The following is a 12,003-nucleotide window of genomic DNA, read 5'->3' as shown; positions in this document are numbered from 1 at the left end:
CAGTTGTAGTTATCTCTACCCGTTTAAGAGCATGATTTTGAAAAGAAAGCATTACTATAATCTCTTGAAAAATATATTTTTTTCAAAACATAAAGTTTTGAGTATCAAGTTAGACTGATAGTAATAAAGGTGGGGCGCGGCCTTGGGGAATAAGAAAGAGCTGTTGAAGCTTAAAGAAAACATGAAAAAAGTTTTCTAGAAAAGCAAGAAACCGAACCTGAATTCTGACTAGAATTTGCTTTAAATCCAGATCTGGCAAAGGCAACACGTGACTGTAAACAACACAGTACTGACATTGATGACCCGCATCATGATGATGTGTCGTATTTTGCTTCGCTTCAGCTTTAATGACGGAAGAAGAGGTCATATCATGCATTTGATGATGAGATAAATCATCATGATGCATTGAATGGTGAGAATGCTGCTCTGGAGAGTGATTGAGTTGAAGTGCTTGGGCAATAGTCTCACATACTGGAGAAACTTGATATTTCTCTGGTAGTAATGGCTGTAAGAAAACAGCGATTTGTAACAAGATTGCTGCTAAACCAAGCAATCTGCCTAAAACCATTGACACCCAAATAATCACTTTATGGAAATCAGTTGCGCAACACTATAACAAAAAATCTGACTTCTTAAAGGCATAAATAGATTTTTTTATAAAACTTTGATTTTTGCTATTTTATAAGTTTAATTAGCCTACTGATAAGATCCCTTCAGTAGGCTGATTAGAGATAATTAGATTCAGTTTTTGAGACGAAAACTTATTGGTTCTTACTAAGTAGAGGAGGGTGATCTGACTCCATAAACTTTGACATCTAATAAACAGTTTTAAAAATACTAATTTCTAACTTATAACCGTTTATGGCCAATAGAAAATTGAATGAAATTAACAAGATCATCTTCAAGGTCTAATAGTTCAGTAAATTTGTTCTGGCAAATATAACGAAAGATAATCTCATAAGCGCCACCAATTGCCGCATCGTAAAATAAATCTGGGACAGCCACCCACTGATCGGGCTGAGTCTTTTTAATAACGGTATGTATAGATTTAAGTCTTTTGCCTAATTCAGCGAAGAATAAGTTACGTTGTTCACGACAACGATTCCCTGCATTTGGAAACTCGATTGCCCAAGCTTTGGTAAAGTCTTGTTCGCTATTACACAGATGTAAGTAGGCGCGGACGGAAGATCTAATCCATTGATCGGCATCATTACTCTCAAGTTTAATATCAGAGAGAACTTGTTCAAATAAAGCTTTTCTACCTAAATCATCCGCTGCTAAAAAACAATCTTCTTTATTTTCAAATATTTCATAAAAAACCTGTTTAGATACACGTGCTCTTTTAACAATGTCTGTAATGGTTGTAGCGGTAAATCCTTTTTCTGCAAATGCACTAATCGCTGCTTTAACCAAACGACGTTGCTGCTTTTCACGTGTTTCTTCAGTTAACAGGCTGGTTCTACCTCTGGGTAAGCCTGCTGCTTGAGTATCGTAAGCGCCAGAGAGTTTTTCCACACTAAATCTTCTAATATTTTGAAATCTTGCTAAAACTAACATTAACCGCTTTTTGGCTCAAGATTGTTTTTTTAAACATTGAACCTTACAAATAAATATTTGAATTTCAATTGGATGAAAATTAGCTATTGACGGGAAATCTATTCCAATTTACAAAAGAACTAATTGGTACTTTTGCAAATTGGAATAAATATGACCACGCTAGAAGCAACTAAATCTAAACCGTCTTCGATAGCACATCGCTTAAAAGCTTCTTTTCCAGTTAGACGGTTAAGTTTTGATTTCACTAGTTCAAAGCGCTATTGGTTCGATAATGATCCTTATTTCACGCATTTAATGAATGCGATGTCAGCTATTTTTCCTCAAGGAGAATTAATGTTGATTGAAGCTTTAAGAAATGTTCGAGATAAGATTGATGATTCTGTACTTCAAGCAGAGATAAGTGCTTTTATTGGGCAAGAAGCAATGCATGCTAAAGAACATTTGGCATTTAACCGATATGCAGATGAACAGCAGATCAATATAGATAAATTGCAGAATGAAGTTAAAGCCTTATATGCCCTAATGCAAAAAATATTACCAAGTATGCATATCATGTCGATTGGCTGCGCGATTGAACATATCACCGCAACCTTGGGGGCTGAACTATTACGCAATGATAATTGGAATAATCGTCTGGTAGGTCCAGTTGCTGAACTATGGCTATGGCATGCGGTAGAAGAAAATGAACATAAAGCAGTTTTTTTTGATGCTTATGTCGCATCTGGCGGGGGATATTTATCACGTATTTTTTACATGACATTTGCAGGAAGTATTTTAATTTTCTTAATTGCAAATAATACCCGAAGACTACTCAAAGCAGATCAAGTACTTTCTTTAAAAGGTATCACTAAATTTTTTAAAAAAGGTTTGGGAAGTGAAGGACTACTGACAATGCAAACCGTTAAAGATTTTTTAGATTACTACCGACCAGATTTTCACCCTTTTGACCACGATACCAAAAAGTTAGAAAACCTGTGGCAACAGCGTTTAAACCTCAAAATTTAAACTTTTAGAGTAATACCTAAAATGAAAACAGCCTTAAACAGTGATGTAAGTAATATCCAAGCGCAATCTGAAGAAATTGTAGAACGCTTTCTAAATGCACTAATGCAACAAGATCATGTCACGATCAGCGAGTTACTCCATCCTGACATTGTTTATACCAATGTTTCTTTACCAACATTTAAAGGTGGAAAAAGGGTAGCTGGCTTGATAAAGCTCGCCCTGAGCAGCGCAAGAAAATTAAAAGTTAAAAATCATCAGCTTGTTGCTAAAGAAAATATTGTACTTACTGAACGTACAGATATTTTAGAGATTGGACCGCTACATGTCGGATTTTGGGTCTGTGGTACATTCGAAGTTGAAGATGGAAAAATAATTTTATGGCGTGATTATTTTGATTGGCTAAATGTGAGTAAGGGACTAATCAGAGGATTTCTAGGAATAGGAATAAAAGCTTTACGTCCAAAAGTTTAGATAAAAAATCTATAAATGATTTCAGAAAGTAAGATGTGTGAATGTCATTTTATTGCCCTTAATTCAAACAAACGAGCTTCATTCGAAATTTTAAAATTTGGGATGGAATTGTTAAATCTTAATTTTAATTAACGATTGTCCCTAAATGATATTTTTCTAGCACCAATCAAGTTCTAAAATAGAACTTGATTTTAAGTAGATAAAAATAAAGGATTTTAAAAATGCTAATCTCAAGCCATAGAGTGCCAAGCAGTATTAAAGACAAAGCCAATCAAACAATTGCAAAGGTTTCTGGCTCATTGATGGGAGCTGTTACACCAGAGCGCCAAACAACATTACCAAAAGATTTTGAACTCAGTCCACATACGCTTTATAAACGCTTTGGTAGTACACATTATGGAGTCATGATACCCGATTTACCTGAACCATTCCGTTACTTGTCATGGGCTTCAGTATTGGGTTATGTAGGATTTACCATTACAGACATGAATTATCAAATGTCTAAAGATGGAAAAGGAGATACAGCTTCTTTAGTGCATGGTACGGCTTTATCTACCACATCTGAAGCTTATAGAACATTTTCAATTAAAAATGATATTCAGTTTAATCAAACCCCTTTTGCGATTAACTTTGATAATCAAACTGTCATACACGAAGACGGTGATGGATTTTTATTAATTACCAAAAGAGAAGACTTAGAGTTAGAAATTTATTTAAAACCTACACCAGCAATTTCATGGTTTGCCTACAGCAAGTTTTATAAGCACTTTAGTGTGCTAATGCAGTACGAAGGTCATATCAAACAAAAAGGCCATAGTAAGACAGTTCAAGGGTTATGCACACTTGAGTCTTGGAAAGCTGTAGCGACTTCAATGCTAAAGAACAAATGGTTAGTTGAAAATATACAACTTCCCGTTAAAGTTTTTAGTTATCAGGTGATTAATATTGATCATGAACAGCAGTTATTGCTTGCTTTTATTTGCTACGAAGACCAGCCAATTTTGACTTCTGTTTACTACCGACATATAGATGGAACTTCAATTCAATACAACGGAGATATTCTTTTTGAAGTAACTACTCTTCAAAAAGAGCCACAGATTACTCCCGATAATTTTTCAATGAATTTACCAAATACTTTTCGGTGGGTTGCTTATCACAATAACCAAAAGGTTTTAGATATTTCAGCAGATGTAGACACTCCATATTGTTTCGGGTTAGCTGCTGGATTTGTTTCTGCCTATCAATGGGAAGGTGAATTTTCTTCTCAAAAAATGAGTGGCCGAGGCTACTTAGAATATATAGATCGAAGATAAAAAATCATTTTAATGCGTAATTCTGTAGATAATGTTCTAACTCAATTGGAAAAAAATATCTATTTTATAAACCCAATTTAACAATAACCTACTCATTGTTTAGCCTTACTTTTTTAATGATCTAATTTAAAACAAATGTCATTTTGTGTGCTTGACGCCAATAAACTTGGGCACTATTCTTTGCCTGCTGGCCACATTGCCAGTCGGTTTTAGCAGACCGTGATGAAAGATCGCATCAGAGTTATTCCGTCTGAGGAATACTCTTATGTGTAAACTCCTAGTCTCCTCCCGTAGCGGTAGGACGGGAGAGGGACACCTTCGGGTGTGCTGGTTATATCTTTCACCAGTCTGCTAACCCTTTCTCGTTCTGCCACCATAATTTTAATGTCGGCAGAACTCCCAATAAAAAAGGAGTTGGCTTTGCACATCCATTATTTCTTGGCAGCCCTTGCCAAAAGCTATAACGACACAGCTTAAAAATTTAAAGCAGCTTGAACGCCGTAAGGTTTTCAGGCTTTAAGTCATTTTTACTTAAAACTTAGCAACAACAAACTTGAGATGTGCCATGCACTGTCTTACGGCTTTGCTGTGCCTTTTTTTCTCCCAAAAGGGCACAGTTTTTTTCTTTTAGAAACAACAAGAATTTTATAACGGTAAAACTATGCGAAATTTAGAAACCTCTTCCAAAAAACTACATGTCGTTCAAACCACCATACAACTCATTACGATACATGGGTTTCATCATGTAGGTGTGGACCTGATTGTTAAAGAAACCCAAATTGCCAAAGGTACGCTTTACAACTATTTCCACTCTAAAGAATGCTTAATCGAAATGTGTATCGCTTTTCAAAAGAGCCTGCTCAAAGAAAAAGTGCTCTCTATTATTTATTCAAACTATTACCGCACGCCAATCGATAAACTCAGAGAAATAGTGGTTTTCCATGCCAATTTAAACAGTCTGTATAACTTTTTACTTAAAGCTATTTTTGAAATAAAACTACTTTACCCGCAGGCATATCGCATGGCAGTTGAATATCGAAAGTGGCTGCTCCATGAAATTTTTGATTTGATTTTTAATGGAGAAACTCGCGAGCCAAAATTCGATGCTCACATGGTGGTAAACCTGATAGATGGTTTGCTGCTACAAGTTTTAAGCTCAAATAGTTTGGAAGAAAGAGATGCAGTGATCGAGCAGTTTTTTAAAACATCTGTCTGAATTTTAAAATAATGTAAGTAAGAGCATGTATGGTCTGCTTGATTTTTGCCAGAAAAGCAGACCAAAGGCCGTTTGTAATAAGCTGACATGATGAATTGGAGAAAATTAAAAACTCAATCTAATCCATTGTTTATATTATAAAAAAATATTTTTTTGACTTTATGGGAGTAATATTGCTATTTTTAATTACGCCAATCGTAAATAAATTACGAATAACGTAATTAAAATGGATTAATTTAAAGCATGTCATGGAGAAGGGAATACCATGAAAGAAGTTGCATTAAGTGATTTGATCAATCAGCAAAAAGTTGGACGTTATCAAAAATTTATTCTGATCACCTGTTTATTACTCATGATTATGGATGGCTATGACATTCAGTCTATGGCTTACGCAGCCCCAATGATTATAGAAGACTGGGGTGTTCAAAAAACCATGCTAGGGGTGGTGTTTAGTGCAAGCTTATTTGGTTTGTTTGTCGGATCATTTTTATTAAGTTCACTTTCTGATCGTTTTGGTCGCCGTCCGATACTACTCATTTCGACCTTTATGTTCTCGGTATTGATGCTGTTAACGCCCCATGTCGGCAATATTGAGCAATTGACCGTAATCCGCTTTGTTACAGGAATTTTTTTAGGCGGTATCATGCCAAATGTAATGGCTTATAGCTCCGAAATTGTTCCACACAAATCTCGTATTTTTACCATGATGGTCATTTCTTGTGGCTATACAGTCGGCGCAATGTTGGGGGGCGGTATATCTGCCTTACTCGTTCCTTGGGGAGGGTGGCAGTCGATTTTTTATTTTGGCGGTATTATCCCTTTAATTATTTTCTTTATTACATACTTTAAGATGCCAGAATCTTTATATTTTCTGAGTGAAGATAACAAAAACACGCCTAAAATTTTATTTTGGTTAAAGAAATTTTATCCTGCATTAACATTCAATTCAGAAATAAAAATCATTAATAACACTGAAGTTGAGGTTAAAAAGTCGCCACTAGAATTGTTTAAAAATCAGCGCGCATTTTTTACCTATTCCATCTGGATCATCAGTATTTTAAATATGATCAGTCTCTATTTTCTGGCGAATTGGCTACCTACTCTAGCCAAAGAGTCAGGTCTTTCATTAAATCAGGCATTAATGATTGGTTCCACCTTACAGTTAGGCGGGACGATTGGTAGTGTGGTGATGGGACTTAAAATTGATAAGACAGGATTCTATAAAGTACTCATTCCTGTTTTTATCGTTGCCGTAATGAGTGTTGCTTTAATTGGTTATGCTGTTAGCCATATTGCTTTACTATTTATAATTATTTTTATAGCTGGCTTCGCAATTGTTGGTGGGCAGCCTGCTATTAATGCACTGTCTGCAAGTTATTATCCAGTTTCACTTCGTACTACAGGAGTAGGTTGGAGTATTGGAATTGCTCGTTTAGGGTCCGTTATTGGGCCGCTATTTGGTGGGTATCTCTCTCAATTTTTGGTCATTACCCATTTATTTGTGATTGCTGCAATACCTTCGCTCTTCGTCATTATCATGCTGATGATTCAGGCTAAGTACCGATCATAACAATGTCTACATACATCATTTATATAGTGCACATATAGACCGTAATTATGATCGGTGAGTGGCTAAAGAGAGTGGGTCACAAGCTAGTTCAAGAGTTATTTAACTCGATACCACGTTTGGTTTCGGCCAATTGCAGAAATACCAATATAGCCACGCGCGGTAAGTTTCTCGCCGTCTGGTGATACTGTGACGCTAAAGCGATAAGTTTTGTCTGACTGAGGGTCGAGAATAGATCCTTTGTCATATTTATTTTTACCTACGCTTTTTAAATTTTTGACAATGGTTAAACCAACTAAAGACTTGTTTTTATAAGTGCCTTCACACATCGTACATTTGTTGGCTTCGCTTGGAACAAGGATTTTTTCAATGTTTGCAGTAAGAAGCCCATTTTTATCTTCACTAAATTTTACCAGTGCTCTAGGTTGATTTGTTTCATCATCAATGGTTTTCCAAACACTGCCATGTAGTTTGTCCGAAGCAAATGAATGTATCGAATAGAAGCTAAGTAAAAGTAATAATAAATATTTTTTCATATCCATGATTTCTCAAGTTAAAGGTGGATGATTTTAGTCACTAGAATTATTCATTTTAAATTTAACTTCACAGTTTTCTTAGTATTGAATCTATAAACTAAACAATATGTAAAGTTATATTTTATTGGGCTTTATATTATTTTGATCACCTTTTTTATGCAATTGCGAGAATGTACAGAATTTCTCAGTCTCAAAATTCTGAAGTCGCATGGCGTGTAAAACCAACATGGTATTTCATCACAGCTAATGATAATGCCTTGAAGCCTCGAATATAGGAATTAATTTCAAAGCAGACTCACTCAAGTGCAATAGTAGTCAATCCGAATCATTCATCCCTAATTTCTCATACAGATCAAGTTTCTAAACTTATTGATAAAGCAGCTAAAATCTTTAAACAATAAGGAATAACTGATTGTTTTTTATTGTCTTGTACAGATTGCTTTAAAAGTATTTGTAAAACCCTCTAATTGATAAAAATTTTATATGAGTTTGTGGCGCGACATTTTAATAACTTGAATACAAATATTTTATCTAAAAATATAATCATAAAACTTTAATTTTTCGGAAGATTAATTGAGTAATTCTTAAATAAGTGAAGAAATGTAATTAATAGAAATAAAAAACATCAACTACTTTTTAAACTAAGTGAATTACGTTTAATTCATCACAAATTATAAGAATAATATGAAAATCATGTGATTATTATCGATTGACAGTATGCAATATTAAGCTTTATAAATAAAACGAACCTGAAAAAACTGTTTCTTTAGTAAAACAGAAAAATGACATTATAAATTTGAAAAGACATTAGAACATAAAGATAAGGAGAAGAAATGAAACTCATTAAACACGCCTTATTTTCTCTTATGGGAATACTCTTAATAAATAGTGCAGAGGCTGCAAGCGCATCTACTTCATTAAAGGTTAGCTTAACTATTGTAGAAAGTTGTGAAGTCTCAACTCAAGGAAATTTAGATTTCGGTTCTGTTGTACGTGCGCAACCAGTTGCTGCCGCTAGAACCGATGTAATTGTCCAATGTAACCATAATACACCGTATCAATTGGCCGTAACTTCCGACAATAATTTTGAACTTAAATCTGCTACAAGTCCTGCCTCTGTCGCATATATACTGTATCAAGATGCAGGACATACTCAAATTTGGGGAAATGTAGCAAGTAAAATGCATTCAGGAATCGCAACAGGAATGAAAGAAAATATTCCTATTTATGGAGTCATTCAGTCGAGTACCAATGTGCAGGCTACAAAGTATGAAGACTGGGTTCGTGTGAATGTCGTCTACTAATCGCAGCTCTGCAAGGTGTAATCAATAAGACCTTGAGAGCTGTATAAATGATTTTATTTGTTGGTGAGCCATTGAATTGAGGCATCAAACAGTTTTAAGCCATCGTCAGATAGATTGGTAAACGTGTCATTGTTAAGAAAGAACATAAGACGTTTTGCTGGCGCTAAGGATTCATAATCCATGGTTGCACCTTTTTCATATCCCCAAATTGCGACTTTCTCAGGTTGTCCATAAATCGTTGCGATAATGGTGGCACCTAAACCCGGCTTACCCCAACTCATAGGCGCTTGAGCTTTATACACATTGCGTGTTCCGGCAGGAAGCTGTGCAGACAATCGATGCGGCGCATTGACCAACCACAAATAACGTTCTTTCTCGACTTCACCAAAATCGCTATTAATGCGTTTACCTGTCATAGCCAAGTCATCAAGATAATCGTTTTCCCACGTCATGAGTGGAAGGGGTAGTTGACGCCAACCAGATTGAAGATTTTTAGAAGCAACTGTAGATGAAATAATGACTAAATCAGTGTTCTTTAAGGTGTTTGGTGAAACAGATTGATCTAATACCTCAACTTGATAGCCCTTGCTTTGCAAGTATTTTTGAATGGCAATATCTGTACCAGCCGATGCACCTTTAACTTGAGAGATGAGGGCTATTCGTGTTTGAGCATAAACTGCTGAGCTAAACAATGTACCAATCAACAAGACAACGGAAAGAAGCTTTTTCATAATGTTCTCAAAAGAGCAGTGATTTAGGCACTGCTCTGATCCCATGTTTTAAAATTTAAAGGTTGCACGTAATACTGCTTGGCGAGAGTCACCTTGAGACACGGCTAAATTGTTGACGCTGGCTGTGTAGTAGGTTTTGTCGAAGATATTATTTAAATTAAATTGGAACGTGACTGCTTGTTTGGCAATAGTCGTGTCATAACTTACAAAGGCATTGGCAAGGGTGTAGTCAGGCAGGTCAAAGGTATTTTCCGAATCGCCAGCGCGTTTACCCACATAATTACCGCTTACGCCAAAACGTAAATTACCGTTGTAAAGTTCGCCATAGTTATATGCCAATGCTAGAGAAGCAGTATTTTTCGCTACATTATTCAAGCGATTGCCTTCAAGGCCGCTTTCATCTTCAGTTACTTTCGCATCTGTATAGGCATAGGTTAGGGTCGCATCAAGTTGATCGGTTACACGTCCTGTCAGGTCAAGCTCAGCACCTTTAGAACGAACTGCACCCGTAGTATGTAGTTCAACTTCACCAGTTGATGAGTTAGTGACTTTAGCTAAAACATTACGCTTTTTAATATCGTAGAGTGCAAAGTTAGCTTTGATACGGTCATTTAACTCATATTTCGCGCCAACTTCATAAGACTTGGCTTGTTCAGGTTGAACATCAGAGTTAATAACAGCATCGCCACCCAAAGGTGCAATTGAAGAAGACGGTTTAAGTGACTCGGTATAGCTACCATAAAATGAAAGCTGGTCATTCCATTTATAAACTAAACCTGCATGTGGTAGCCAAGCATCATCGTTAGTGTTGGTATTTTCTTTAAACGGTCTGCCACGCCCAGCAGTTTGTTGATAGTTCAGGTAACGACCACCAAGTACAGCAATCCATTTTTCATTTAAGTGAATTGCATCTTGCACATAAAAACCGTAAGTGTGCAGTTTATCGGTTTGGTCACTATCTGATGCGACCACATTTTGAGATGCTTCAACAGTTCCATAACTTGGATTTAAATAATCTAAAGTTGAAGTATTGCCACGAACCATATCTGGACGGAAATACTTACGGTATTCGATGTCTGAACCGAATTGAATATCATGCTTTAAACCAAACAAATTGGTTGAACCATTAATATATGCTTGAGCATTACTGTCTACGCTTTGGGCATTTAAAGTCGCATCGGTACGGCGTGTCATGGTGTGTTTAGTTGTATCTAACTTGGTTACACGTAATTGGTTAGCATCATAAGTTTCGTAGTTGTAGGTATAACCAAAGTGAGCCGACCAGTTATCATTAATTTGGTGGTCTACCAACAATTGCGCCAAATGATCTTCGCCTTTCATTTGGTTAAACGCTTCATCTAGACGTTGGTATTTAGAGATCGGTAGGGCTTTATTGGTTTTCGGGTCAAAAACGGTAGAGCGGTCAAAGGGCACATCAAAGTGACGATATTGATAGCTCAGGTTCACTTTAGTTTGACCATTATCCCATGCGACAGACGGAGCAATTAAAGTCTGTTTGAGATTACCAAAATTACGCCAATAGTCAGCGTCGGAATGATCTGCAATAAAGCGATAAGCAAAGTTACTGTCGCTAATTGCGCCTGTGGTATCTATGCTTGCACCTAGACCATTTTTACCTGCTGCAAAGCTTGAACCGTAAACGGAAAGTTCAGTTTTCTGGGTAGTCTCAGGTTTTTTTGTAATGACATTCACCACACCACCCGGGTCCATAATGCCATAGAGCAATGAAGATGGGCCTTTTAAAACTTCAACTTGTTCAACTGCCGCATTCATGGTTCGGCCTTGCACAATTGGCATACCATTTACGGTAATTGAACCGTCACGGTTATCACCAAAGCCACGCTTCATTACTGTGTCTTGTGTACCGCCTAAAGTATTACCCTGCGTAATGCCGCTGACTTGGGTCAATGCATTGTCCAAGTTTGCAGGCAAATAATCTTTCATGTATTGCTTCGATACAACGTTTACAGTTTGCGGGCTTTCTAAATTTTTTTGTTTGCCTCTAAGCGTCGACGCTGTTTGTGTTGCGATATAGCTTGAGTCTGCTTCAGCCTGAACCTTAATCGTTTCTAGTTGTGCTGGTTGAATCGCGGTTGTTTCTGCCCAAGACATGATCGGGATGAGGGATAAAAGTAAGGGGCTACTATGTTTTAAAATTTCAACAGTAATTAAATTTTTACGCGGGGAGAAAGCAAACATAAGTATACCTAAGTGATATAAAAATCGTGAAAGGCTAAAAAAGAGCGACTATTCAAGCGAACAAACAAGAGTGCTGACTAGAC

General features: G+C 36.4%; 11 protein-coding genes. 6 read left to right on the top strand and 5 right to left on the bottom strand.

All coding sequences use genetic code 11. From position 1 onward, the window contains the following. Nucleotides 1-109: 109 nt before the first annotated feature. Nucleotides 110-568 carry a DUF2946 family protein gene (locus B554_RS0106190; RefSeq protein ID WP_019457368.1) on the bottom strand — a complete coding sequence of 153 codons (459 nt, stop codon included), beginning with the start codon at nt 566-568 and terminating at the stop codon, nt 110-112. 281 nt (nt 569-849) lie between these two features. Next, complete coding sequence (locus B554_RS0106185; RefSeq protein ID WP_019457367.1) at nt 850-1,515, bottom strand: TetR/AcrR family transcriptional regulator; 666 nt, start codon at nt 1,513-1,515, stop codon at nt 850-852. A 192-nt stretch (nt 1,516-1,707) separates the two neighbouring features. On the opposite strand from B554_RS0106185, the gene B554_RS0106180 reads away from it, so the two are divergent. The 5 genes from B554_RS0106180 to B554_RS0106160 all read left to right on the top strand — a co-directional run bounded on the left by B554_RS0106180 (nt 1,708) and on the right by B554_RS0106160 (nt 7,132). Next, a complete protein-coding gene (locus B554_RS0106180) occupies nt 1,708-2,562 on the top strand; it encodes a metal-dependent hydrolase (protein WP_019457366.1) in 855 nt (284 codons plus the stop codon). Nucleotides 2,563-2,583: 21 nt separating this feature from the next. Next, nucleotides 2,584-3,033, top strand: coding sequence for a limonene-1,2-epoxide hydrolase family protein (locus tag B554_RS0106175; RefSeq protein ID WP_019457365.1), 450 nt, complete (start codon nt 2,584-2,586; stop codon nt 3,031-3,033). A gap of 221 nt (nt 3,034-3,254) precedes the next feature. Next, the gene (locus tag B554_RS0106170) at nt 3,255-4,346 is read left to right on the top strand and encodes a DUF6670 family protein (RefSeq protein ID WP_019457364.1); all 1,092 of its coding nucleotides are present in this window, start codon (nt 3,255-3,257) and stop codon (nt 4,344-4,346) included. 661 nt (nt 4,347-5,007) lie between these two features. Next, nucleotides 5,008-5,562: a TetR/AcrR family transcriptional regulator gene (locus tag B554_RS0106165; protein WP_019457363.1), complete on the top strand. Its 555-nt coding sequence runs from the start codon at nt 5,008-5,010 to the stop codon at nt 5,560-5,562. A 265-nt stretch (nt 5,563-5,827) separates the two neighbouring features. Then, nucleotides 5,828-7,132, top strand: coding sequence for an MFS transporter (locus tag B554_RS0106160; RefSeq protein WP_019457362.1), 1,305 nt, complete (start codon nt 5,828-5,830; stop codon nt 7,130-7,132). Nucleotides 7,133-7,227: 95 nt separating this feature from the next. Here the strand turns inward: B554_RS0106160 and B554_RS0106155 are convergent, their stop codons facing one another. Further along, nucleotides 7,228-7,665 carry a DUF2147 domain-containing protein gene (locus tag B554_RS0106155; RefSeq protein WP_025465118.1) on the bottom strand — a complete coding sequence of 146 codons (438 nt, stop codon included), beginning with the start codon at nt 7,663-7,665 and terminating at the stop codon, nt 7,228-7,230. A gap of 833 nt (nt 7,666-8,498) precedes the next feature. Between B554_RS0106155 and B554_RS0106150 the strand changes: the two genes are divergently transcribed. Next, the gene (locus B554_RS0106150) at nt 8,499-8,969 is read left to right on the top strand and encodes a spore coat U domain-containing protein (protein WP_019457361.1); all 471 of its coding nucleotides are present in this window, start codon (nt 8,499-8,501) and stop codon (nt 8,967-8,969) included. 53 nt (nt 8,970-9,022) lie between these two features. Here B554_RS0106150 and B554_RS0106145 read toward each other — a convergent pair whose 3' ends face one another. Both B554_RS0106145 and B554_RS0106140 read right to left on the bottom strand, forming a co-directional pair. After that, nucleotides 9,023-9,700, bottom strand: a complete 678-nt coding sequence (locus B554_RS0106145; protein ID WP_019457360.1) for a hypothetical protein — start codon at nt 9,698-9,700, stop codon at nt 9,023-9,025. Between the two features lie 48 nt (nt 9,701-9,748). Continuing rightward, nucleotides 9,749-11,920, bottom strand: a complete 2,172-nt coding sequence (locus tag B554_RS0106140; protein ID WP_019457359.1) for a TonB-dependent siderophore receptor — start codon at nt 11,918-11,920, stop codon at nt 9,749-9,751. Between the last annotated feature and the right edge of the window lie 83 nt (nt 11,921-12,003).

The sequence above is a fragment of the Acinetobacter sp. GG2 genome, from assembly GCF_000292385.1.
Classification (GTDB): domain Bacteria; phylum Pseudomonadota; class Gammaproteobacteria; order Pseudomonadales; family Moraxellaceae; genus Acinetobacter; species Acinetobacter seifertii.
The sequence above is the reverse complement of the archived record's forward strand: the minus strand, read 5'-3'. Positions and strand labels throughout refer to the sequence as shown.